Raw genomic sequence first — 23,448 nt, 5'->3', positions numbered from 1 at the left:
GGATCTTGCCGCCCACAGGCATCGACTCCATCGTGGCCTGCAACCGCTTTATCAGAACGCCCCCGTTACTGCGTTTGACGCCGCTCCGCTTGCCTTGCGATCGCTCTCCTTCAAGTCACGGCGGCTTTTCGGGTTCAGGCCTAGCAAGCTTGTGATCTGACTGAGCTGTGCCGCATAGCGTTGGATGTGCTGGTGCAACGGGTTGGCTGTCAGCTGGCCAAAGCGATCTTCCACAACGTGGTTGTCGCCCAGCTGGATCACCAGCTTCCTGTGAGCGGACATTCCCGTGCAGTACGTTTCTACCAGGGTCAGATCACCTTCTGTTAACTCATATCGGTCCATCAGGATGTCGCAGGTTTGGTTCCAGGTTGCAGTCAGTTCGTCGTCGAAATGCGGCGGTGCTGGCGGGATTTCGTCCAGATACCGCAGATCGTGGTGGGCTTTCAGTGTGCGTTTCTTTGTAATTATAGCCTCCTTGGCTGGTTTGTGTGCAAAAATGCACTGTGCGGTGGTGCGTGGAAAATCCACTTTGAGATTGTTTGTGTGCGGGAACGCACTTTAAGTGAGAATTTTAGTCAGAAATCAGGAACCCCGGCGGTGCACCCCCCTGCCTTGCAAATGGTAATTGACACTGCCCCCCCGACCCGAGCCGCCCCGTGGGTTGGGCTGGCGTCACATCGCATCAGCATATCGGCATCCATCCATCATCATCGCGGGGCTTGGCTGCATCCAATGCGAAGCTGCCTAGCTGTTGTGCTGCTACTCCGCTTCCCTTCGAGGTTTACCGCACGTTGACGGGCTTTTGCAACCGCTACCACAGTCGGATCGGTTTTCGGATCTTAAGCCCCTGTAAATCAACGCTGACACAGGGCTTTGCCCCTGCTTTTGAAGGGCTTTTTGAGGAGCTGTTTTTGAGGAAGTGCAGGCCTGTGAAGCCGGGTGCGAAAACTGGCGGGGATATGCGGATATTCTGCGCCGCCGGATCATGCCAGGGTCAGCCCCTTGAGCCGGCCGATCAGCTCGGGGATTTTTTCCTTGAAGCGAAAGAAGCCATGACTGGCATGGGGCCAGGCGGCGCTGTCATAGGGACGGCGCAGCTGCGTTACCCGCACATCGGTTGCCGTGCTCAGGTGGCGCAGGGCGTCGGCTTCGACGCCCACGGGTGCATAGGCGGTGACGACCTGTTCCAGATCATGGGTCCGCACCCATTCAACCAGATCCGGGGCGCGGGTGATTGGCCCAAGGCGGTCTGCCCACCTAGTTGCGGTTTCAGTCAGCGCGCCATCCTCCCAGGCCAGCACCTGGGGCGCGATCGCAAGGTGGCTCAGCGCGGTGCGATGCGAGGTCAGCGCAACCGTTACGGGATCTGCAAGCGCATCTGCGATGAAGCCGGGGGATAGATCGTCGGGGGTGATCAGCAGGCCGGTGCGCAGATCATGCGCCACCTCGCCGGGCCGGGGCAGGGCCTGAAGGAGCGGATGGTCCGGCCCCTGCAGGGGCGGTGCTTCTTGAGCCAGCCCTCGGGGGGCAAACCGCCCTTCGGTGAACTGGGTGATGTTGGAGGCGCGGGCCAGATATGTCTTGCCCTTGGTTTGCAGCCCCGCCACCCAGCGCCAGCTGAGAGTGTTCGAGGCCACATCGCCATCCAACAGGTGGCGCAGAAAGAAATCCGCTCCCAGCGACCAGGGCAAACGCAGGGTGAAAATCCAGATCGAGGCGAACCACATCCGGGCATGATTATGCAGATATCCGGTTTCAACCAGTTCCTGTGCCCAGGAATCAAAGGCATCGATGCCGGTGTCGCCTGCGCAGGCTTCTTCCCATCGCCGGCGCAAGCCGGATTGGGTTTGCACCGCGTTCCAGGCCGCCGAACGCTCGGCCAGATAATCCTGCCAGACAGCGGGCCTCATCTCGAGCCAGCCTTTCCAATAGGTCCGCCAATATACCTCCTGCACGAACTTCTCGGCGGCGCGCAACGAATGGCGGGCAAGAACGGCTTGCAGCACCTCGGCCTCGGTAATGAGCCGGTGGCGCAGATAGGGCGAAAGAGTCGAGACATGGCTGTGCCGACCTGCGCCAAGATCGAAATTGCGCCTTGCGGCATAGGTTGCACCGGCCTGCGGCAAAAAGCGCGACAGGCGTTCAAGGGCGGCGGTGCGCGTGGGAAGGAAGTCAGATGTCATGATCAGGCAGCTAGCGTGGGCGCAAATCTCTTCAACCGGACAGGTTCGCCTGCAGCATATATGCGCAATCTCAACAGATATGCATCGCATTTTCGGGCACACCTTGCAGACCCCGGTGCCCAACACTAAGACTCAGTTAACCATCCACCGGGTATGGTCCCGGTCAACTATTAGCAGGCTCCTACATGTTTGATCCCATCGAAACCTACAATAACCTTGTCCCAATGGTCGTTGAACAGACCAGCCGGGGCGAACGCGCCTATGACATCTTCTCGCGGCTGCTCAAAGAGCGGATCATTTTCATCAACGGTCCGATCCATGATGGCATGTCGCATCTGATCGTCGCCCAGTTGCTCCATCTTGAAGCCGAAAATCCCAAGAAAGAGATCAGCATTTACATCAACTCGCCCGGTGGCGTGGTGACGTCGGGCCTGTCGATCTATGACACGATGCAATACATCAAACCCAAGGTTTCGACCCTGGTGATCGGTCAGGCCGCGTCCATGGGATCGGTTCTTCTGGCAGGTGGCGAGCATGGGATGCGCTTTTCGCTGCCCAACAGCCGCATCATGGTCCACCAGCCGTCCGGCGGTTATCAGGGTCAGGCCTCTGACATCATGATCCATGCGGCCGAAACGCAAAAGCTCAAGGATCGCCTGTATGACATCTATGTCAAACATACGGGTCAGACCAAAAAGGCCGTCGAAAAGGCTCTGGATCGCGACAACTTCATGTCGCCCGAGGAAGCCAAGGAATGGGGCCATATCGACGAGATTGTTGAAAGCCGCGGCAAGGCCACGGATGATGATGCGTAAACACGCGCCATTGTAAGCGCCGATTGCCCCGGCCCGCCGCGCCGCGGGTCATTTTGCGATTGTGGACCCCATTTGGCTGTCCTAAGCTATCGGCAAGGTGGGTCCATGCCCCGCGCTCCATATGGGGCGAGGGGTCAACGCGATACTCGAAGCCAGAAAGGTAAGTCATGGCAACGAACTCAGGCGGCGATAGCAAAAACACGCTTTACTGCAGTTTTTGCGGCAAGAGCCAGCACGAGGTACGCAAGCTGATCGCGGGCCCGACGGTGTTCATCTGCGACGAATGCGTCGAACTGTGCATGGATATCATCCGTGAAGAAACAAAGGCCAGCGGGCTCAAATCGTCTGACGGTGTGCCGACGCCCCGCGACATTTGCGGTGTTCTTGACGATTATGTGATCGGTCAGGCCCGGGCAAAACGCGTGCTGTCGGTTGCGGTACACAACCACTACAAGCGCCTCAATCATTCCCAGAAAGCCGGCAACGATATCGAGCTGGCCAAGTCGAACATACTGCTGATCGGCCCGACGGGCTGCGGCAAGACACTGCTGGCCCAGACGCTGGCACGGATCCTGGATGTGCCCTTCACCATGGCGGATGCCACGACACTGACCGAAGCGGGCTATGTCGGGGAAGATGTGGAAAACATCATCCTCAAGCTGCTGCAATCCTCCGAATACAATGTCGAGCGCGCGCAGCGCGGCATCGTCTATATCGACGAGGTCGACAAGATCACGCGCAAATCCGAGAATCCTTCGATCACCCGCGACGTGTCGGGCGAGGGTGTTCAGCAGGCGTTGCTCAAACTGATGGAAGGCACCGTCGCCTCGGTTCCGCCGCAGGGCGGCCGCAAGCATCCCCAGCAGGAATTCCTGCAGGTGGACACGACCAACATTCTGTTTATCTGCGGGGGCGCTTTTGCGGGTCTGGACAAGATCATCGCGCAGCGCGGCAAGGGCTCGGCCATGGGCTTTGGAGCAGATGTGCGCGCCAATGATGAGCGCGGCGTGGGCGAGGTGTTTCAGGATCTCGAACCCGAGGATCTTCTCAAGTTCGGCCTGATTCCCGAATTCGTCGGCCGTCTGCCGGTTCTGGCCACTCTGGAAGACCTGGATGAGGACGCTCTTGTCACCATCCTGACCAAACCGAAAAACGCGCTGGTCAAACAGTACCAGCGCCTGTTCGAGCTGGAAGATACCGAGCTGACCTTCACGGATGATGCGCTTGCAGCCATCGCCAAACGTGCGATCGAGCGGAAAACCGGTGCACGGGGTCTGCGCTCTATCCTCGAGGACATCCTGCTCGACACCATGTTCGAACTGCCCGGCCTCGACAGCGTGACCAAAGTGGTGGTGAACGAAGAGGCGGTGAATTCCGACGCCGGACCCCTGATGATCCATGCCGAGGGCGAGAAAGAAGAAGCCAGCGCGGGCTGAAGGCCACGCGGCGAAATGAACGGGAACGGCGCGGTTCAGCTCGCGCCGTTTTTCATGCCGGATCAGTTTCCAGAGGGTTGATATGACGATCAGACGCATTTCATCGGGCGGTATCTTCGAAAAGAAACTCGGCTATTGCCGGGCCGTCGTCGCGGGTGGCTTTGTCCATGTGGCGGGCACGACCGCGCAGGGCCAGGACATTCCCGAAGATGTCGTGGGCCAGTGCGCCTCGGCGCTTGGTGCGATCAAAGGCGCGCTGGAACAGGCGGGTGCCAGCATGGCCGATGTCGTGCGCGTCACCTACATCCTGCCTGATCGGCATGATTTCGAACCCTGCTGGCCGCTTCTTGCCGAAACCTTCGGGGACAACCCGCCTGCCGCGACGATGATTGAATGCGGTCTGCTTGATCCGAAATACCGGATCGAGATCGAGGTGACCGCCGTTCTGCCCTGAGCGCCGCAATCTGATCGAGACCGCGCGGTCTTGTCCCGTTCTGCACACTGGACCTGACCGGCACAATCCGTCATATCTGCGCCAACAGTTTATCGGAGACACCCATGGGTATCCTGAACACGCTTTTGCGGTCCGTCACCTGGTGGAACGGCCAGACCCTCAACACGCAGCTGTTTACCTGGCGCAAGGGTGAACGGGTCGGCGAAGACGATCAGGGTAACATCTTCTATCGTACCAAGGACGACAAACGCCGGTGGGTGATTTTCAACGGCGAGGCCGAGGCCAGCCGGGTATCGCCGGAATGGCACGGCTGGTTGCACCGCACCTGGAACGATCCGCCCACCAAGAAACCCCTGCCGCGCAAGGATTGGGAAAAGCCACATCAGGAGAACCTGACCGGCACTGCTCTGGCCTATGCACCGGCGGGTTCCATCCGACGCGCCGAACCCGAGCAGCGTCGTGACTACGAAGCGTGGACACCCGAGTGAACGCTGGGTAAAAGACGGCATGTCGAGCCATTCAAAAACTGAAATTGCCCTGGGTGGTGCCGTTCTGGCCGCCGCTGTGGCCTTTGCTGTCTATGCCGGTCAGGCGACCGGATTTTCGACCTCTTCCGCGGGCTATCCGCTGACCGCTTCGTTCCGCTCGATCGAAGGGGTCACGGTGGGCACCGATGTCCGTCTGGGTGGCGTGAAAATCGGCACTGTCAGTGACGTCGATCTCAACCCCGAGACCTACCGCGCCGATACCACGATGAGTATCGTGAATGGTATCGACATCCCTGATGACAGCGCGGTGGTGATTTCGTCCGAGGGTCTGCTTGGCGGTAATTTCGTGGAAATCATGCCGGGGGGGTCACCCTTCTACTTTGCAGCCGGGGACGAGATCCTCGACACGCAAAGTTCGGTCAGCCTGATCACGCTGCTGTTGCGCTTTGTGTCCGGTGACGGAGAGGCGGAATGATCCGCCCGCTGATGCTGGTCGCGTTGCTGCTGGCACCACTGACCGCCGGGGCGCAATCCATCACGATCGAGACCACGCCCCTCACGGATGAACCCGAAACGCTGCCGCAGCCGGTTGATCCGGCAGAACGGGGCGAACGTGGCACCGGTGCCGTGTTGCGCGCGCTGGACAAGGTCGATGGCTCCACAATCGACGTCGAACTGCCCGAGGGTCAAAGCGTGCTGATGCTGGGGCTTGAGGTCGGTCTGAGCGAGTGCCGCTACCCTGCGGGCAACCCGGCTGGAGATGCATTTGCCTATATTGTGATCCGCGAGCAAAATGCCGATGGCGCGGTGTTTGCCGGCTGGATGGTGGCATCATCGCCCGCGCTCAACGCATTGGATCATGCACGCTATGACGTCTGGGTGTTGCGCTGTATCACCTCCTGAGGTGACGGGATCGCCGGGCCCAGAAAATCCGCAGGCAGTCTCAGCGCCTCCTGCAACATGCTGTGATAGGCCGCGCGGCTGATTTCGACCGCGCCCAGCGAGGCGAGATGCGGCGTGATGAATTGCGTGTCAAACAGCACGAACCCTCCCAGCCGCAACCGGTCCACCAGATAGGCCAGCGCCATTTTCGACGCATTCGGGCGTCGCGAGAACATGCTTTCCCCGAAAAACGCAGCCCCCAGCGTCACGCCATAGACGCCGCCAATCAGTTCATCCTCTTCCCAGAGTTCAACCGAATGTGCATGGCCCTTTGCATGCAACTGCGCGTAAAGCGCGCGGATTTCGTCGTTGATCCAGGTCTCGGAGCGATCCGCACAGGCCTCTACGGTTCCGGCAAAATCCTCGTTCAACGCAGGGCGATACAGCGATTGCCGCAGGGCGCGGCGCAAGGATCGTGACAGGTGCAACCGGTTCAGTGGCATGACACCGCGCCGGCGTGGATCAACCCAGAAGATATCCGGATCATTGCGGTGCTCGGCCATCGGGAAAATACCGATGGAATACCCATGGAGCAAAAGTTCTGGCGTGAGGGTCATGGCGCAGGTGTCCAAAGCGATGGCATCACCATAGCCGCCGCGCAGCGCCCGTCAAACTCAGCTCTCAGCCAGTGTGCGATCCAGCCACTTCTCAAGCCAGTGAATATTGTAATTGCCCGTCTGGATGTCTTTTTCCTGCAAAAGTGCATGAAACAGCGGCACGGTCGTATCCACGCCATCCACGATCAACTCGCCCAGCGCCCGGTTCAGGCGCGCAAGCGCTTCGGGGCGATCCCGCCCGTGCACGATCAGTTTGCCGATCAGGCTGTCGTAATAGGGCGGGATGGAATAGCCGTCATAGAGGGCCGAATCCATCCGAACGCCCAGACCACCGGGCGCGTGATACTGCGTGATGCGCCCCGGACAGGGTCGGAAATCCGGGAGTTTTTCCGCGTTGATGCGCACTTCGATCGCATGGCCGTTGATCTTGAGATCATCCTGCGTAAAGGACATCGGCAGGCCCGCCGCCACGCGGATTTGTTCGCGCACCAGATCGACGCCAAAGATGGCTTCGGTGACGGGATGTTCAACTTGAAGCCGGGTGTTCATCTCTATGAAATAGAACTCGCCGTCTTCGTACAGAAACTCGATCGTGCCGGCACCGGTATAGTTGATGCGTGCGACGGCATCCGCACAGATCTTGCCGATCCGGTCGCGCTCTGCTTGGGTGATCGACGGGCCGGGGGCTTCTTCAAAGACTTTTTGGTGACGCCGCTGCAGCGAGCAGTCACGCTCGCCCAGATGCACCGCGTTTCCCTTGCCATCGCCAAAGACCTGAATCTCGATGTGGCGCGGTTTCTGCAGGTATTTCTCGATATAGACCTCGTCATTTCCAAAGGCGGCTTTGCCCTCGGCGCGTGCGGTCATGAACGCCTTTTCCATATCCGCCGCGGTCTGGGCCACTTTCATGCCGCGTCCGCCGCCACCGGCCGTGGCCTTGATGATCACCGGATACCCGATTTCAGCCCCAAGCGCCTTGGCCTCGTCCAGCGTGGCGACACCTCCGTCGGATCCCGGAACACAGGGCACGCCCAGTGCCTTCATCGTATCCTTGGCGGTGATCTTGTCGCCCATGATACGGATATGTTCAGAGGTGGGACCAATAAAGCTGAGCCCGTGATCTTCGACGATTTGCACGAATTGGGCGTTTTCGCTGAGGAAACCGTAACCGGGGTGGATCGCCTGCGCGCCGGTGATTTCGCAGGCCGCCATGATCGCGGGGACCGACAGATAGCTTTCCGCGCTGGAGGGCGGGCCGATACAAACGCTTTCATCCGCCATGCGCACATGCATGGCATCGGCATCCGCTGTCGAATGCACCGCAACCGAAGCGATGCCCATCTCGCGCGCCGCACGCACCACACGCAGGGCGATCTCTCCGCGGTTGGCAATCAGGATTTTCTGGAACATCTGTCCGGGCCTTACTCGATGATCACCAGCGGAGTGCCGTATTCAACGGCCGCACCATCCTCGACAAGGATGCGCTTGATGGTTCCCGAGGTGGGGGCCGGAATGTGGTTCATGGTCTTCATGGCTTCTACGATCAGCAATGTGTCGCCTTCGCTTACCGTTGCTCCGACGCTGATGAAGGCCGGTGCGCCGGGTTCGGCCTGCATATAGACGGTGCCCACCATCGGAGAGGCGACCGCACCGGGATGGCTGGCCGGATCCTCGGGAGTGGCGGGTGCGGCCGCGGGTGCGGCGGCAACGGGCGCGGCGACTGCGGCGACCGGAGCTGCGACAGGAACCTGAACAGGGGCGGCTGCCACAGCGCGGCTGACGCGCACGTTCAGCCCGTCGTTCTCTCCATATTCGCGTTTGACCTGCAGCTCGGTCAGATCATTTTCATTCAAAAGCTCGGCCAGAGCCTTGATGAATGCCACGTCTGCTTCATGCGATTTGTTTGCCATGCGTGTCCTCGACCGGTTTTCGTCTGTCGCCCATCTGTGCGCGGGCGTTGCGTTCCCGCCTTATAAGCCATGTCTCTCTCTAGGAAAAGGATGGCGGCGCTCTGTGTCCTAGATGCTAGGTTTTGGCGTAAATGACCAGAGGGAAAGCAAACGGCGCTCTCCCCGTCATCTGTATGCAGCCTCCGAACAGACCTGTGCGCGTGCCTATTGATCGCCCGAACAATCTGATGTTTTGCTGCATGAATGTCCGACGCACCGCCCGCGCGGCCTTTGATCGACACCGCAGGAGACATCGGTATGAACATCGCCCAATGGCTCGAGCGCACCGCCAGCCTGACACCCGATCGCCCCGCGTTGTTTCTGGGGCACCAGCTGGTTGCCGATTATGCCGGGTTCCATGACCGCGCCCTGCGCGTTGCCGGATGGTTGCAGGCACAGGGCATTCAGCCGGGGGATCGGGTGGCGATCTTCATGAAGAACTGCCCCGAATACCTGATCGCGCAATATGGCATCTGGTGTGCAGGTGCTGCGGTCGTGCCGATAAACGCCAAACTGCATGGACGTGAGGCTGCCTTCATCCTTGGCAACTCGGACAGCGCGATCACCTTTACCTCACCGGGTCTGAACACGGCGCTGAGCGCGGCGCAGGCTCCGGGGCGGATCGTCGATATCTCGGGGGCCGATTGGAGCGCGGTGATGGATCACGCACCTGTGGCTGCTCCCGCTGCGCGGGCTTCTGATGATTTGTGCTGGTTGTTTTACACATCCGGCACCACCGGTCAGCCCAAGGGTGTGATGATCACGCACCGGATGCTGATCACGATGAGCCTGTGTTACGAGGTCGATTGCGATCCCGTCAGTTCCGAAGATGCCATCCTCTATTCCGCCCCGATGAGCCATGGTGCGGGGATTTACAACATGATGCATGTGCTCAAGGGCGCACGCCATGTCTGTCCGGCGTCCGGCGGCTTTGACGAGGCCGAGATTTTTGATCTGGCGCGCAGGTTAGGCTCGGTTCAGATGTTTGCGGCTCCGACGATGGTCAAACGGATGACACAGGCCGCCAAAGCCACCGGCGAGACGGGCGAGGGGCTGCGTACCGTCGTTTACGCAGGCGGGCCGATGTACAGCGCCGATATCATCGAAGCGGTTGAGCATTTTGGCCCTGTTTTCGTGCAGATTTACGGGCAGGGCGAATGTCCGATGGGCATCACGGCCTTGTCGCGACATGATGTGACAGACCGCAGCCACCCGCGCTGGCGCGAGCGACTGGGCAGCGTGGGGCGCGCGCAATCCGCGGTCGAGCTTGCCATCGGTGATGCGCAAGGCAGACCGCTGCCTGTCGGGGAACACGGTGAAATCATGGTGCGCGGCGATACGGTGATGCCGGGCTATTGGCGCAACGAAGAGGCAAGCGCGAAAACCATCGTCAATGGCTGGCTGATGACAGGCGATATGGGGTTTCTGGATGCGGACGGGTACCTGACGATGCAGGATCGCTCAAAGGACATGATCATCACCGGCGGCTCCAACGTCTATCCGCGCGAGGTCGAAGAGGTCTTGCTGACCCATCAGGCCGTGAGCGAAGTGTCGGTGGTCGGGCGTCCCCATCCGGAATGGGGCGAAGAGGTCGTGGCCTTCATTGTTGGTTCAGCCGATCCGTCGGAACTTGACCGGTTGTGCACCGACAACATCGCGCGGTTCAAAAGGCCCAAGGCTTACATCACCGTGCCGGAACTTCCAAAGAACAACTATGGCAAGGTTCTCAAAACCGAGTTGCGCAAACAACTCGAGGAGAAAACCACACCGATGTGACGGCAAACACCGCGCAGCTTTGGGTCAGCATTTGACGGCCACAAGCACATCCATGACATTCGTACCCGTCGGGCCGGTGATCAGCCGCGCGTTGCGGCTTTCCAGAAAGCCTCCGCTATCGGCGCGGCGCAACGCCTCATCCGCGCCATCGCCCCAGACGGTTCCATCCACGATCCCGCCGGCGGCGTCCGTGGGCCCGTCACTTCCATCCGTGCCCCCGACGACCACCACCAGATTGTCGATCCCGGCAATCTCACGCGCCAGTTCCAGCGCCAGGGCCTGATTGCGCCCGCCGTTTCCGGGGTTGTCCGGCAGGATGACCGTCGGCTCTCCTCCCAGGATCAGAACGCCCTTCGGCATGGCGCGCAGACGCGCTCCGATGCCTGGTGCCAAGGCGCTCACGTCATCATAAAGACACTCTTCATTGGCGATCAGCCCCTCGGCCAGTGCCGCCGCCGCCGCGCGCGCGATGCGGTTGGAGGCAACAATCCTGCAGTCATACTCAAAGCCATGCGCAGCGGGCTCGGCTCCGATCCCGGAACCGATGACGCCGATATCATCGCGCGGCACGTCCGAAATCGCCAAGACCTGCACAAAGCTGCCGCCAAAGCCCGACAGTAATCCACCGCCCTTGATGCGCGACCTCGTGCGCCGCTCGGCATTCATCGCGTTGATGTCCAGCCCGCTCGCCAGAAGCGCGGTGTTGAGCGCCATGAGGCTTTCCAAAGTTTCGCCGTCGACCGGATCTTCGGCCAATGCCGAGGCCCCGCCGGAAACCAGCAACAACAGGCGGCTTGCCGCGCCCAGCCCGGCCACGGTGCTGCGCAGCGCAGCTCCAGCCGCCAGGCTGCGCGCATCCGGCACCGGATGTGACGCCTCGATCAGCTGCACAGAGCTTGGCAGATCGCCCCCATGGCCATCCTTGGTCACAACCAGACAGGGCAGGTCGCCAAAATGATCAAGCGCGGCCCGCGCCATCGAGGCGGCGGCTTTGCCAACGGCGATGATCTGATCCGGGGGCGGACCCTCAAGCGCGCGCGCGGTGGCAGTATACCCATCAACCGCCTGGACGCCTGCATGCCACAGACGCAGGGCGGTGTCGCGCGCGCTCATGTTTCGATCCAGATGGTCACCGGGCCATCATTGATCAGCGAGACCGCCATATCCGCCCCGAATTGGCCGGTCTGAACCGGGATGCCCAGGGCGGCCATGGCCCCAGCAAAATAGGTGTAAAGTGCTTCGCCCTCTGCGGGCGGCGCGGCCTGCGAAAAGCCCGGCCTGTTGCCGCGCGATGTATCCGCTGCAAGCGTGAACTGGCTGACGACCAGGGCGCTGCCGCCTGCATCCAAAAGGGACCGGTTCATCTTGCCCGCCTCATCGCGGAAAATGCGCAGCTTGGCGATCTTGGCCGCCAGTTGATCTGCCTGGGCTTCGCTATCGCCCTGCATCGCACAGACAAGGATCAAAAGACCGCTCCCGATTTCGCCGATGATCGCCGCGTCCACGGCGACGCTGGCTTGTGTAACGCGTTGAATCAGGGCGCGCATGGTATCTCCTGCAGGGTTGGGCCGATCGCGCCGCGCTGCCTCGTGCTGAGGCTGGCGGCGGTGACGGCGAAGGTGAGGGCGTTGCGCAGCTCGGTTTCGCTTTGCGGCGCAAATTCGCCGCTTTGCAGACCAAAGGCAAGCCATGCGGCGTTGAACACATCCCCCGCGCCGACGGTGTCGATCACCGCCCCCTGGGGGGCCGCGACATGAACTTTCACATTGCCCTTTTGCGCGCTGGCTCCACCCGCCCCAAGCGTGTGCAAAAACAGCGCCCGGGGCGCTGCCGCCAAAGGGTCATCGCCCAGCCAGTCCAGGTCTTCCTCGGAAGCCTTGATGATATCACTGCATGCGATCAAGCGATGCAAACGGGCGCGATAGCCGGCAGCATCTGTGATCATGCCAGGCCTGATGTTGAGATCGAGATAGAGCAGGCAAGCAGGGGGCCGCTGGCTTGCGAGGGATTCGAATGCATCGCCTGCCAGGGGCTGGATCAGGCTGAATCCGCCCAACAGAAGCACGCGTGCCGCATCGGGTCGGGGTATGGTTGATGACGTGATGGCCTCGCCCGCTGTGCCTGCGTGATGGATGGCGTATCGCGCATTGCCATCCTGCAGTTCGGCGATCGAGATTGGCGTAGGCGCATCCGAGCGCAGGCAAAAGCGTAAGTCCACGCCCTCTGCTCGGGCCGCCTCGGCCAGCCCGCGCCCAAGGGCATCGCGCGACAAGGCCCCCAGAAATCCGACGGAGGCCCCCAGACGCGCGGCAGCGCGCGCTGAATTCAGGGCGGCTCCTCCGGGAACCGGGCGAAAGACATCACCGTCGGGGATCATGTCGATGACCGCTTCTCCTGCGCAGAGGATATCCGGTGAGCGATCCGTCACCGGATCGCCCGTCCGCGCCATCGGGCATAGTGCAGATTGCGCCGGTTCATCCTCGCCAGTCGACGATCTCGTCGATCTCGGCGCGTTCGGTGCGAAACCCGTTGGCCGGATCGCTCATGTCGCCATAGCCGAAAGAGATCGCACAAAGCACCAGCCGATCCTCTGCAATGTCGAAATGGCGATGCACGAAAGGCGCATATGAGGCAATGGCCGCTTGCGGGATGGTCGCGATGCCCAGGGATTGCGCCGCCACCGTAAAGGCAGTGACAAAGCCGCCGCAATCCATCGCACCATAGGGCCCCAGTTCGGCAGGCGAGGTGATGATCGCCACATGCGGTGCATCAAAAAGCGCAAAGTTCCGCATCATCTGTGCATTGCGCCCGCCACGGTCGGCCCGATCGATGCCGAGGGATTCATAAAGCTGGAAGCCGCAGGTGCGCCGCCGCGCCTGATAGACGCCGGAATAGCTGTCGGGAAAGGGAATGTCCGGGGTGTGGCTTGCGCTTTCGACTTCAAGTTGCAGCGCCCGGCGAAAGCGGTCGGTCTCGTCACCGCGTGTGATCACCACCTGCCAGGGCTGCGCATTGCACCAGCTGGGCACGCGGCGCGCAAGGGCTATGATCCGTTCGATGTCGTCCTGCGCAACCGGGTCGGGGCGAAAGGCCCGGCAGGAAAACCGCGCGGCAAAGACCGCATCCAGTGTGTCATATTCTGTGCTCATCAGCGGTGTCCCTTTGTTGGGTGCGGGAAAGAATGGCGCTCGGGCTCAAGGACTGCAAGAGCAGGACGCGCCATCAGGCATCGGCAAAGAGATAGCCCAGCCCAGCCGCGACCACGAGACCCAGCACGACGGCAATCGATATCTTGATGACCGAAAAGGGCCGCTCTCCCTGCACACGGCCGGTGCGACCGTTGACGACAAAGCGATATGTCTTGCCACGGAACTTGTAAGCGGCAAGCCAGACCGGCAACAGCACATGTTTGAAATGCACATCACGGATGTCCGTGTCGACGGCATGAATGCGCTGCTGATCCCCGCCGATAGCAAAGCGCACATCCCGCTCGATCACCCGGGCCATGATCCCGCGCGCGGCCTGATAGCCTTCGGGCAGGGTGATCGCATAGCCTTCGGCGCGAAACCCGGCCAGAAACTCGGGCCGATAGGGTTGCAGCTCGGGCAGATCCCACGGCTCAAGGGCATCAGTGTAGGATTTGGGAAGGCTTTTGGAGGCCAGCACCAGAACGTCATCAAAGAACCGCGCAACCCGCCCCGACGCCGGGTTCCAGCGCACGCGCGCCACCTGAGTTTGCACGCGTTTTCCATCGCGCATCACGGTGTGGGTCTCGTAATAGACGGTGCCACGCTCTCCGCGATAGTCTGTCGTGGTATCCGCGTCAAAGGTCCAGTAGGGCACATAGATACCCTGCATCTTGCGCCCCTTGCGGGCGTATTCCTGCAAGCCGTTGGGGGCAAACCACAAGCGGCCCAGCCAGTCCGTCATCGCATCACGCGCCTGTTTCTCACTAAGCGCAAAGGGCAATATCCCGCGCGGCTTGATGTGGCGATGGGTGCCGGTATCGGTCACCACCGGTGTCGCGCAGAACGGGCATTCCTTGGCATGGATCGAGGGGTCGAACTCGACCTGGGCGGCGCAGTTGGGGCAGGACAGCACACGGGTCTCTTCGATCTCGACCTCTGGCAGGTTCTGCGCGATGGCCGCGTCAAAGGACATCTCGCGCAGCGTCGCACCGCGCCATGGCCCCGACTGGATCGACTGGGCATGGCCACAATGATCACAGCGCAGCTCTCCAGCGGCCGGATCGAACCGATAGTCCGCCCCGCATTGCTCGCAGGGAAAGCGGTGCTCCTTGGATGGCGCAGCAGGTTGGGCCAGCGTGCCGCTCATGGCAAGATATGCTTCACGTCTTGTGTCATTGGCCTTGGGCTGCCAGGTCTCATGCGCCCGGTGGCGGAGGCGGCAGCACGGTGAACAGCTGCGCCAGTTCAGCCACATCTTCCGCGCGCTTCCAGCCATCCTGGCCGGCGGTCCACACAAAGCTTTCCCGGGTCAGCGCGCCATCGCTGGCCATGCGCCCCATCGAGGCCTTGGAGAACGGCCCACGGGTCTCGCCATTCTCGGCGATGTGCCACACGTGTTCCACGGGCGGGGGTGGGGGCATGATCGCCGCCGGTTGCGGTGCCGCCTCGACCGGGCGTGCACCCCAGGGACCGGCCTGCGCGGCCTGATGGCCGATCTGCATACCCAGTCCCGCGCCCAGACCCGCCTGAATGGCCGCTGCCCCTGCACCGTCGCGCGCCAGCGCCTCGGCGGCCTGAAACTGCATGTATTCACTGAGATTGCCGATCACACCCATGGATGTGCGCTTGTCCATCACCTCTTCGACCGCAGGCGGCAGCGAGATGTTTTCGACATAAAGCTCGGGGATCTCGAGACCGTATTGCGCGATGGTCGGGGCGATATCGCGCGCAACCAACTGGCCTAGCTCTCGGGTGTTGGCAGCCATGTCCATCACCGGAATGCCGGCCCGCGCAATGGTGCGCGAGAATTCCTGAACGATGATGTTGCGGAGCTGAAAGCTGATCTCGTCCATGGTGAATTCACCATCGGTTCCGACGATCTCGATCAGGAACTTCGCCGGATCGGCAACGCGCACGCTATAGGTGCCGAAAGCTCGCAGGCGGACGGGGCCAAATTCGGGATCGCGACAGATCACCGGGTTCTTGGTGCCCCATTTGAGGTTGTTGAACCGTGTCGTGTTGACGAAATAGATCTCGGATTTGAACGGGCTCTTGAAGCCGTGATCCCAATGCTGAAGCGTCGTCATGATCGGCATGTTGTTTGTCTCAAGCATGTAAAGACCGGGTGTGAACACATCCGCCAGCTGGCCCTCATGCACAAAAACCGCCGCTTGCCCTTCCCGGACGGTCAGCTTGGCTCCGTATTTGATCGCGTGGCCTTCCCGCTCAAAGCGCCAGACCATGGTGTCGCGGGTGTCATCGACCCAGTGGATGACGTCGATGAACTCGCCTGAGAGAAAGTCGAAAATGCCCATGGGTGGTCTCCTTCAGGATGAAAATGTCATAGGGGCTCGCCCAGCCGTTCACGGGCGATGATGCGCACAATGGGGCGCGCCTCTTCGGCATCCATACCGGGGCTGAGGCGCGGATCATAGAGTATGCCCAGAAGCTGTTCGTCATGGCTGGTCAGCAGGGCGAATTCGTCGTCATCGTTAAAGATCGACGGGCGAGCTTCGGGGCTGTCATTGGCCAGACCCAAGCCCTGTGCCAGCTCTTCATGGACACAGCTGAGCCGGATCAGATCCGGGTGTTCGGCCCGGATCAGGGCCACCGCGCGCGTATAGCTCTGCGGGTTTTCATTCCCGGAAAACGCCACGACCAGACAATGGATCGAGCGCGGCAGGTTGGTGATGATCTCCAGAGTGCGCTCAGAGATATTGGGCACTTTCTGCCGCAAGACGCGTGCGGCTTCGTCCTTGTCATCCTCGCTCATGAAAAGCACATGGAAATTGCCGCTGCTGGAATAGGTAATCGAATGGCCCGTCACCCGCGACAGCCTGCCGATGTAATTGCGCACCGATGCCAGATCCTCGTTGCGCCGGCTGACCGGAACGCTGGCCCCGAAACTGACATCCATGCGCACCGGCGCGTCCCAGCGGCGCAGCTTGCCCGCGGCCAGCCCGGCGGAGGCCGAAATCCCGGCCCCTTCGGCATATTCGTCAAAAAACGCGATCCGTTCGAAATTGCGCATCAGCGTATCGGCGGAATACGGAGTGTCGGGCCCGCCGCCATCGGTGCGCAAAAGGCCCTGGGTCAGCAGATCCGCCTGAAGCTGCGCATAATAGCGCGTCAGCTGTTCACTGCGCAAAGACCGGGTGCCCGAACCGGGGGGCGGGGCGATCTCGGGAACGACCGCGGGGGCCGCGACCGGGGTTGGTGCGGGCATATCGCAGCCTGCCAGCGCCAGCGCAAGACCGAGACCGGCAAGCCGTTTGATATGGCGACGCACCATGCGCGGATCAGCCCGGCACAGCCGTGCCGGCAACATCGCCCTTGCCATCGCCGCGCGCCTTGGCCGAGGCCAATGTATCGCGCAGATCGGCTTCCATTTTCTTGAGGTCTTCTTCGGCGGCGGCGCGGCGGGCCTTGCCCTCGTCGGCGATCTGAAGGCTTTCCTCGATCGTGCCGATCAGATCGGCATTGGCCTGTTTGACCGCTTCGATATCGAACACGCCACGCTCCATTTCTTCGCGGATCAGCTTGTTGCTCTCGCGCAGGTTCTTGGCGTTCGAGGTCAAAAGCTCATTGGTCAGATCATTGGCGTCACGCACGGCGGCGGCGGCTTCGGCGCTGCGCTGGATCGTGACGGCCTGTGCCAGCTGGGTCTCCCAGAGCGGGACCGTGTTGACCAGCGTCGAGTTGATCTTGGTGACCAGGCTCTTGTCGTTTTCCTGAACCAGACGGATCGACGGAAGCGACTGCATCGTGACCTGGCGAGTCAGTTTGAGATCATGCACCCGGCGCTCCAGATCGTCGCGCGCGGCGCGCAGATCGCGCAGCTCCTGCGCGACCATGACTTGTGCGTTCTCATCCGCGGCATCGACCTCGGCGGCTTTGGCCGGGATCGTTTCCGTATCCAGAACCCGCAGCTTTTCTTCGCCGGCCGCGATGTAAAGGGCCAGCTCATCATAAAAGGCCAGCGTCTTTTCATACAGCATATCCAACGACTTGATGTCTTTGAGAAGCGTGTGCTCATGGGCCAGCAGATCGTCGGTGATGCGGTCGATCTGGCCCTGAACCCGTTCGAACTTGGCTGTGAAATCGGCAAAGGGGGCGGCTTTGCCCAGCAGCTTTTCCCACCATGTGCGTTCGCGCCGCACGTCCAGTTCCGATACCGAGAACCCCCGGATGGTCGAGACGATGTTGCGCAGGGAATCCCCGGCAGGTCCAACGTCCTTGTTGCGCACATCCGCCAGCATCGCCTGACTGATCTGTTGCAATTCGGCCTGCGCTTTTGAGCCAAAGGACACGATCGAATTCGTGTTGCTCATGTCGACCTCGTTCATGCGCTTCTGGATTTCAGCGCTGACCGGCGCGTCGGCCTCGGCATAGGGCACGATGTCGGTGCTGGGTTCGGGCAGGAGCACGGCCGTCACAGCTTCGACTTCTGCCAGGGCTTCCTGGGCTTTCACACGCACATTCTCAGACATTTTGGACCTCACTGTTTAAATTCGGCAGGGCGTAGCGGTTCACAGATGAACCCCCTCACGTTCAAGGCGTTCGCGCAGCACGTCGATCTCGACGGTCAGATCGCTGCGGTCTTCCAGTAGCATCTTGCGGGTGCGCGCAGAAAAGCCGCGCTCCAGATCATCCAGCAGCGCGGCGTAATCGGCGCGGGCTTTTGCGTCGCGTGTGCGTGCATAGATATCGGCGAATTTGGCCGTCGCGTCCTTGGCGCCCAGCAGGTAGACGCCAAGATAGCGGCGCGCGCCGGACAGATCGCGGGGGTCTTCTTCGACGGTGCGGAACATCTCGCGGGCGGTGTCCTGAAAGCGTTCCACCCGCGCCTCCATCTGACGATCGCCCGCGCGTTTGATGGCATCCGTCATGGCGCGCAGATGCCGTTCGGCCTCATCCACGACGCGGGCCACGCGGTCTTGCTGAAAGCTGTCGATGCCCTCGATGCCCTTGTCGCTCAGCGGGTCCAGCCCAAAGGAGGCACTGTGCAGCCCGGTTGCGGCCAAGCCGAAGATGACCGGTGCAAGCAGTCCGGGGTCGGATTTATAGGCGGCAAGCCCCACACCGATACCGGTCAGGATCGAGGCAAGTATCTTGCGTGGCAGGGCAGGGCGACGCGCCACTTTGCGCGCGTCATAAGCGGCCTGAGCGCGCAAGCCGTCACGCAAAAGCCATGCGGCCAGCAGCAGGATCGCAGCCCCGACCAGACCGATGGCCAGGCCGATCGCGCCATCATTGATCGAGAAGGCACCCAGCAGAACAGGCGGCAAAAACAGCAGGTTTGAGCGCGCCCCTGCGGGATCGACCCGTGCGTTCTGAAAGCTGCCGCGCGGCGTGCTGTCCTGTTGCTCACCCGGGGTGGGACTGAACTTGCCACCAAAGCGTTTTGACATCTCGTCAAAGCCCTCCGAGCCAGCCGGTGGAGGTGCCGAACATGATGATCAAAAGCGCAACATACGCTATCTTTTGGAGCCCGCGTGCGGACATTATGGTTCCCCGGCTGTCAAAGTTGAACAAAACCTAAGCCATGGTGGGCACGCTTTCTAGGGGGAAGCGGCGCAAGACTGCGTCAGTTATGCGAATTTTCGCCTGCTGGATCAGGATTTAGCGCGGGTTTTGCGTATCGGTTTGCCCGCAGGCTTGCGCTTTGGCTTGGCTGTTCCGGTGGGGGCGGGCTCATCCGCGTCCAGCCCAAGTTGCTCTCTCACGACACGGCGGCGCAGTTCCTCGACTTCGCCGGGTTTGAGATTGCCCAGCTGAAACGGGCCATAGCTGATGCGGATCAGCCGGTTCACGGTAAAGCCGATATCTTCGATCGCACGGCGGATCTCGCGATTTTTGCCCTCGCGCAAGCCGATCGTGAGCCAGGCGTTTGCGCCCTGCTGGCGATCCAGCGTCACCTGCATGGGCTGGAACCTGTCTTCTCCCACGGTCAGTCCTTTGCGCAGGGGCGCGAAATCCGCCTCGCTTGGGCGGCCATTGATGCGCACGCGATACCGCCGCAGCCAGCCGGTCGAGGGGAGTTCCAGTTTGCGCTTGATGGCACCGTCATTGGTGAGAAGCAAAAGGCCTTCCGAGTTCAGGTCAAGCCGGCCGACGCTCATCACCCGCGGCATGTCTTCGGGCAGGCTGTCAAAGACCGTGGCGCGCCCCTTGTCGTCACGCGCGCTGGTCACAAGGCCCTGGGGCTTGTGATAAAGCCAGAGCCGGGCAGGTTCGGCCTCGGCAATGGCCTTGCCATCCACCGAGATGCGATCTGCCTCGGTCACGTTCAACGCGGGGCTGTCGATGACCTTGCCATTCACGCTGACGCGACCGGCAGCGATCATCCGCTCGGCCTCGCGGCGCGATGCAAGGCCCGCACGGGCCAGAACCTTGGCGATGCGGTCGCCGGGAGGAGTGGGATCAGTCATGAAGATCGCTTAGCGCATGTGCGCGGCTTGCGAAAGCGCCGATTGGCGGGCAGGATGGGGCATGGTCTTCAAATCCCATATGAATCAGGCACTTGAGCAAGCGCGGGCCGCCGCGGATCGCGGCGAGGTTCCCGTGGGGGCCGTGCTGGTCTCGCCCTCGGGCGAGATTGTCGCGGCGGCGGGCAATCGCACGCGCGAATTATGCGATCCGACCGCCCATGCCGAGGTGCTGGTGATCCGCGAGGGCTGCGCGCGGGCCGGTTCCGAACGGCTGGTGGGCCATGATCTCTATGTCACGCTGGAGCCCTGCGCGATGTGTGCCGCAGCCATCGCGGCGGCGCGGATCGGGCGGGTCTATTACGGGGCGTCGGATCCGAAATCCGGCGGGGTGGCACATGGCGCGCGGGTGTTCTCGCATCCGCAGGCGCATCATGTGCCCGAGGTCTATGACGGGATCGGGGCAGAGGAGTCGGACGTCTTGCTCAAGGCGTTCTTTGCAGGGCTCAGGCGCTGAAAACGGCTGTATGATCTGCGTACACACCCTGTACACATCCTGTACATACGCGCGCCGCGCATCCGATCAGCTGCGCTAGTCCAGCCGATGGATCAGATGTGTGCCCTCAAGACCCTTCAGCGTCGCCGGCGCAGCGTCCGAGAAGGTGAAATCGGGCAGCACGCCGATCATCGCGCGGGTGACGTCGGACACGGCGATTTCGCCCGGACCTGCCAGGGCGGTGATGCGGGCGGCCTTGTTGACCACGGTGCCGAAGAAATCGTCATCCGATTGCACCACATCGCCGGTATGCAGGCCGATGCGGGTGCTCAGATGCGGTTCGGTGGGCTCTTGGGCCAGCATGGTCTGGATCGCGCGGGCCGCACTCAGCGCCTGGCGGGCGGATGAAAAGCACGACATCGTGCCGTCGCCCAGAGATTTGACGAACTGGCCGTCATGGGTTTCGATGATCTGGCGCAGGGTGGCGAAATGGCGGCTGATCAGGGAGGACCATGCGCGGTCGCCCATGGCCGAGGCCAGGGTCGAGGACTCCACGATATCGGTGAACATGACCGAGGCCAGCCCCTCGCGCTGGCCCAGCGAGAATCCCTGTTGCGCGGCCTCGACCAGCGCCTGAATGGCGCTGTGTTCGACCCCCATCTTCTCAATGTTGGAATCGGGCTGGCTGATGTGATGCTGGATCATCTTCCAACTGCCCTTCTCCAGCACGAAGACGGCCGTGACCCGGTGAATGCCTTGCGCGCCGGTGGCGGGAAACGAAAAGCGGCTGCGATAGGTGGCCCAGCCGGTTTCGCCGTTTTCGAAGGCTTCGATCTCGATCTCGTCTTCGGTGAAATCGGGCACTTCGGCCATATGCGCCGAAATGCCGTCGCGCACCAGCTTTCCGCGCCAGAGTTCGCCGTCGCTGGTGCCGACGTAGACAAGCGCGTCCGAGGACGACAGGTAATGGGGCAGATCGTCGACATTGTGCCGGCGGATCTGTTCCGTCCAGCGGCGCATGATGGCTTCGATCTCGGGCGAGGGGCGGATCACGCGCGCCAGTCCAGCCGGTGAAGGGTATGTTCGCCCTCAAGGCCCTTGATGGGGGTGGCGATGGGATCGGCAAAGATGAATTCCCCGCTGCCCACCATGATGCGGGTGGCATCGCTGAGGCGGATGTCACCGGGATTGGCGATGGCGGCGATGCGGGCGGCCTTGTTGACCACGGTGCCGAACATATCGCCGTCCTGTTCGATCAGATCGCCGGTATGCAGGCCGATGCGGATCATCAGGTGGGGTTCCGAGATGTCATCACCCATCGCCCGTTGCAGGGCGATGGCGCAGGACAGCGCCGCGCGTGCCGAGGGAAAGGAGGACATCGTCCCGTCGCCCAGGGATTTGACCAGCGTGCCGCCATGGTCTTCGATGATGCCCTGCACGGCGCGCACATGTGCGTTGACCGCGCGCGACCAGCGCGCATCGCCGATGGTTTCGGCGATGGTGGTGCTGTCGGCGATATCGGTGAACATGATCGTGGCGATGCCGGTCTGGGCGAAGTCGGTGGCCTGCGTGGCCTCGATCAGATCATCGAACCGGTCGATCTCATAGCCCAGCGCCTGAATGTTCGGGACCGGGGTGGAGGTGTGGCCATGCACGATCTTCCAGACGCCCTTTTCCAGATGAAAGATCATGACGGCGCGGTGTCGGACGCTCATTCCGGTGGCCGCGACCGAGGTATCCAGGTGCAGTTCGACCCAGCCGATGCTTTCGCTGGCGACACTGTGGCATTCGACCACGACCCATTCGAATTTCGGCGTCGTGTCCATCATGCTGGCAAACCCGCGCCGCATGACCTTGTCGCGCAGCACCTCGTCGGGGGCCGAGCCGACATAGCTGAGCAGCGGATCATCCGACAGCAGATTGATGACGGTGTCCTTGTCGCCCACCGAATAGGCGTGCAGCCAGCGCCGGGCGATGGCTTCCAGCTCGGGCGAGGGGGACAGGGCTGGCATGTGCTCAGACCTCGATTGCGTGCATCACCTGCGGTTCGATCACGCTCACGCCGGGCAGGCCCGCGCGCAACGCATCCGCGCTCTGTTCAAGGATCGGGAAGGTGCCGTAATGGCAGGGGATCACCGTCTTGAAATCGAAATAGGTTTTCGCGGCATAGGCGGCCTGCGCCATGTCCATGGTGAAATGCCCGCCCGCCGACAGGATGCCGATATCGGGTTTGAAGTAATCGCCCATCCAGGACATGTCGGCCATGATCGCGGTGTCTCCGCTGGCATAGATCGTGTGGCCTTCGCCCATGATCATGAAGCCGACTTCCGAGCCGCCCGTGCGCAGCCCGTCCCGGGTGGCGAATGTCGAGGAATGCGAGGCCGGCACCATCGCCACCTTCACGCCGCCCAGATCAACCGTGCCGCCCTTGTTGAACCCCACGGTCTCGATGCTTTCGGCTTCGGCCCAGTGGCTCATGATGTCGTACTGCCCCACCGCCGGGATGGAGAGCTTGCGCGCAAGCGGAACCACATCGACCACATGGTCGAAATGCGTGTGGGTGAGCAGGATATGGGTGGCCCCGTCGATGGCGGCGTCGTGCTGATCTTCGGGCAGCACCGGATTGCCCGTCAGCCAGGGATCCAGAAGCAGCGTTTGCCCTGCGATCTCAAAACGGAAACTGCCGTGACCCAGCCAGATGATTTTCATGGTTCTCTCCCTATCTATGAGCGACAC

26 protein-coding genes are annotated in these 23,448 nt (G+C 61.7%); 8 read left to right on the top strand and 18 right to left on the bottom strand.

Translation table 11 applies throughout. The annotated features are described in order from the left end of the window. Nucleotides 1-51: 51 nt before the first annotated feature. On the bottom strand, nucleotides 52-528 hold the full coding sequence (locus WAO69_RS13330) for a P27 family phage terminase small subunit (RefSeq protein WP_422179914.1): 477 nt from the start codon (nucleotides 526-528) through the stop codon (nucleotides 52-54). Nucleotides 529-983: 455 nt separating this feature from the next. Continuing rightward, nucleotides 984-2,183, bottom strand: coding sequence for an FAD-binding domain-containing protein (locus WAO69_RS13325; protein WP_422179912.1), 1,200 nt, complete (start codon nucleotides 2,181-2,183; stop codon nucleotides 984-986). Between the two features lie 185 nt (nucleotides 2,184-2,368). Between WAO69_RS13325 and WAO69_RS13320 the strand changes: the two genes are divergently transcribed. The 6 genes from WAO69_RS13320 to WAO69_RS13295 all read left to right on the top strand — a co-directional run bounded on the left by WAO69_RS13320 (nucleotide 2,369) and on the right by WAO69_RS13295 (nucleotide 6,279). Beyond that, complete coding sequence (locus WAO69_RS13320; protein WP_422179910.1) at nucleotides 2,369-2,998, top strand: ATP-dependent Clp protease proteolytic subunit; 630 nt, start codon at nucleotides 2,369-2,371, stop codon at nucleotides 2,996-2,998. 167 nt (nucleotides 2,999-3,165) lie between these two features. Then, entirely contained in the window at nucleotides 3,166-4,434 is a 1,269-nt protein-coding gene (gene clpX / locus WAO69_RS13315) for an ATP-dependent Clp protease ATP-binding subunit ClpX (RefSeq protein ID WP_422179908.1), read from the top strand. Between the two features lie 82 nt (nucleotides 4,435-4,516). After that, nucleotides 4,517-4,888 carry a RidA family protein gene (locus tag WAO69_RS13310; protein ID WP_422179906.1) on the top strand — a complete coding sequence of 124 codons (372 nt, stop codon included), beginning with the start codon at nucleotides 4,517-4,519 and terminating at the stop codon, nucleotides 4,886-4,888. 104 nt (nucleotides 4,889-4,992) lie between these two features. Beyond that, a complete protein-coding gene (locus WAO69_RS13305; RefSeq protein ID WP_422179904.1) occupies nucleotides 4,993-5,376 on the top strand; it encodes an NADH:ubiquinone oxidoreductase subunit NDUFA12 in 384 nt (127 codons plus the stop codon). A 19-nt stretch (nucleotides 5,377-5,395) separates the two neighbouring features. After that, complete coding sequence (gene mlaD, locus WAO69_RS13300) at nucleotides 5,396-5,851, top strand: outer membrane lipid asymmetry maintenance protein MlaD (protein ID WP_422179902.1); 456 nt, start codon at nucleotides 5,396-5,398, stop codon at nucleotides 5,849-5,851. Continuing rightward, nucleotides 5,848-6,279: a DUF2155 domain-containing protein gene (locus WAO69_RS13295; RefSeq protein ID WP_422179900.1), complete on the top strand. Its 432-nt coding sequence runs from the start codon at nucleotides 5,848-5,850 to the stop codon at nucleotides 6,277-6,279. The genes mlaD and WAO69_RS13295 overlap by 4 nt, the downstream gene beginning before the upstream one ends. Here the strand turns inward: WAO69_RS13295 and aat are convergent. Genes aat through accB form a run of 3 tightly spaced genes read right to left on the bottom strand, consistent with a single transcriptional unit; the run spans nucleotide 6,243 to nucleotide 8,785 of the window. Beyond that, on the bottom strand, nucleotides 6,243-6,875 hold the full coding sequence (gene aat / locus WAO69_RS13290) for a leucyl/phenylalanyl-tRNA--protein transferase (RefSeq protein WP_422179898.1): 633 nt from the start codon (nucleotides 6,873-6,875) through the stop codon (nucleotides 6,243-6,245). The two genes, WAO69_RS13295 and aat, sit on opposite strands and share 37 nt — an antisense overlap. Before the next feature lie 57 nt (nucleotides 6,876-6,932). Then, complete coding sequence (gene accC / locus WAO69_RS13285) at nucleotides 6,933-8,285, bottom strand: acetyl-CoA carboxylase biotin carboxylase subunit (RefSeq protein ID WP_422179896.1); 1,353 nt, start codon at nucleotides 8,283-8,285, stop codon at nucleotides 6,933-6,935. Nucleotides 8,286-8,296: 11 nt separating this feature from the next. Beyond that, a complete protein-coding gene (gene accB / locus WAO69_RS13280; protein ID WP_422179894.1) occupies nucleotides 8,297-8,785 on the bottom strand; it encodes an acetyl-CoA carboxylase biotin carboxyl carrier protein in 489 nt (162 codons plus the stop codon). Between the two features lie 297 nt (nucleotides 8,786-9,082). On the opposite strand from accB, the gene WAO69_RS13275 reads away from it, so the two are divergent. Beyond that, nucleotides 9,083-10,600: a class I adenylate-forming enzyme family protein gene (locus WAO69_RS13275; protein WP_422179918.1), complete on the top strand. Its 1,518-nt coding sequence runs from the start codon at nucleotides 9,083-9,085 to the stop codon at nucleotides 10,598-10,600. A gap of 24 nt (nucleotides 10,601-10,624) precedes the next feature. Here the strand turns inward: WAO69_RS13275 and WAO69_RS13270 are convergent, their stop codons facing one another. The 10 genes from WAO69_RS13270 to WAO69_RS13225 all read right to left on the bottom strand — a co-directional run bounded on the left by WAO69_RS13270 (nucleotide 10,625) and on the right by WAO69_RS13225 (nucleotide 20,219). Then, nucleotides 10,625-11,713, bottom strand: a complete 1,089-nt coding sequence (locus WAO69_RS13270) for a DUF4147 domain-containing protein (protein ID WP_422179892.1) — start codon at nucleotides 11,711-11,713, stop codon at nucleotides 10,625-10,627. After that, nucleotides 11,710-12,147: a D-aminoacyl-tRNA deacylase gene (dtd, locus tag WAO69_RS13265; RefSeq protein ID WP_422179890.1), complete on the bottom strand. Its 438-nt coding sequence runs from the start codon at nucleotides 12,145-12,147 to the stop codon at nucleotides 11,710-11,712. The genes WAO69_RS13270 and dtd overlap by 4 nt, the downstream gene beginning before the upstream one ends. Continuing rightward, entirely contained in the window at nucleotides 12,135-13,049 is a 915-nt protein-coding gene (locus WAO69_RS13260; RefSeq protein ID WP_422179888.1) for a PfkB family carbohydrate kinase, read from the bottom strand. The genes dtd and WAO69_RS13260 overlap by 13 nt, the downstream gene beginning before the upstream one ends. Nucleotides 13,050-13,074: 25 nt before the next feature. Further along, the gene (locus WAO69_RS13255; protein ID WP_422179886.1) at nucleotides 13,075-13,749 is read right to left on the bottom strand and encodes a nitroreductase; all 675 of its coding nucleotides are present in this window, start codon (nucleotides 13,747-13,749) and stop codon (nucleotides 13,075-13,077) included. 73 nt (nucleotides 13,750-13,822) lie between these two features. Next, on the bottom strand, nucleotides 13,823-14,935 hold the full coding sequence (locus WAO69_RS13250; RefSeq protein WP_422179884.1) for a primosomal protein N' (replication factor Y) - superfamily II helicase: 1,113 nt from the start codon (nucleotides 14,933-14,935) through the stop codon (nucleotides 13,823-13,825). Between the two features lie 49 nt (nucleotides 14,936-14,984). Then, nucleotides 14,985-16,103, bottom strand: coding sequence for an SPFH domain-containing protein (locus WAO69_RS13245; protein WP_422179882.1), 1,119 nt, complete (start codon nucleotides 16,101-16,103; stop codon nucleotides 14,985-14,987). A gap of 26 nt (nucleotides 16,104-16,129) precedes the next feature. Further along, on the bottom strand, nucleotides 16,130-17,128 hold the full coding sequence (locus tag WAO69_RS13240) for a DUF2927 domain-containing protein (RefSeq protein ID WP_422179881.1): 999 nt from the start codon (nucleotides 17,126-17,128) through the stop codon (nucleotides 16,130-16,132). Continuing rightward, on the bottom strand, nucleotides 17,088-18,278 hold the full coding sequence (locus tag WAO69_RS13235; RefSeq protein WP_422179879.1) for a toxic anion resistance protein: 1,191 nt from the start codon (nucleotides 18,276-18,278) through the stop codon (nucleotides 17,088-17,090). Before WAO69_RS13235 ends, WAO69_RS13240 begins: the two co-directional genes overlap by 41 nt. Nucleotides 18,279-18,317: 39 nt before the next feature. After that, the gene (locus WAO69_RS13230; RefSeq protein WP_422179877.1) at nucleotides 18,318-19,199 is read right to left on the bottom strand and encodes a 5-bromo-4-chloroindolyl phosphate hydrolysis family protein; all 882 of its coding nucleotides are present in this window, start codon (nucleotides 19,197-19,199) and stop codon (nucleotides 18,318-18,320) included. Nucleotides 19,200-19,403: 204 nt separating this feature from the next. After that, nucleotides 19,404-20,219 (bottom strand): pseudouridine synthase, encoded by an 816-nt coding sequence (locus WAO69_RS13225; RefSeq protein ID WP_422179875.1) that lies wholly within the window; start codon nucleotides 20,217-20,219, stop codon nucleotides 19,404-19,406. Between the two features lie 61 nt (nucleotides 20,220-20,280). On the opposite strand from WAO69_RS13225, the gene WAO69_RS13220 reads away from it, so the two are divergent. Further along, the gene (locus tag WAO69_RS13220) at nucleotides 20,281-20,733 is read left to right on the top strand and encodes a nucleoside deaminase (protein WP_422179873.1); all 453 of its coding nucleotides are present in this window, start codon (nucleotides 20,281-20,283) and stop codon (nucleotides 20,731-20,733) included. Nucleotides 20,734-20,808: 75 nt separating this feature from the next. Here the strand turns inward: WAO69_RS13220 and WAO69_RS13215 are convergent, their stop codons facing one another. The 3 genes from WAO69_RS13215 to WAO69_RS13205 are packed head-to-tail and all read right to left on the bottom strand — an operon-like array spanning nucleotide 20,809 to nucleotide 23,421. Then, the gene (locus tag WAO69_RS13215; protein WP_422179871.1) at nucleotides 20,809-21,765 is read right to left on the bottom strand and encodes a nuclear transport factor 2 family protein; all 957 of its coding nucleotides are present in this window, start codon (nucleotides 21,763-21,765) and stop codon (nucleotides 20,809-20,811) included. Continuing rightward, entirely contained in the window at nucleotides 21,762-22,724 is a 963-nt protein-coding gene (locus WAO69_RS13210; protein WP_422179869.1) for a nuclear transport factor 2 family protein, read from the bottom strand. Before WAO69_RS13210 ends, WAO69_RS13215 begins: the two co-directional genes overlap by 4 nt. 4 nt (nucleotides 22,725-22,728) lie before the next feature. Beyond that, a complete protein-coding gene (locus WAO69_RS13205) occupies nucleotides 22,729-23,421 on the bottom strand; it encodes a metal-dependent hydrolase (protein WP_422179867.1) in 693 nt (230 codons plus the stop codon). Between the last annotated feature and the right edge of the window lie 27 nt (nucleotides 23,422-23,448).

Origin of the sequence: Aestuariivita sp., from assembly GCF_049276915.1 — a bacterium.
In the GTDB taxonomy this organism is placed as follows: Bacteria; Pseudomonadota; Alphaproteobacteria; order Rhodobacterales; family Rhodobacteraceae; genus Aestuariivita.
Note: the sequence above shows the minus strand (reverse complement) of the source record. Positions and strands in the feature narration are given on the sequence as shown.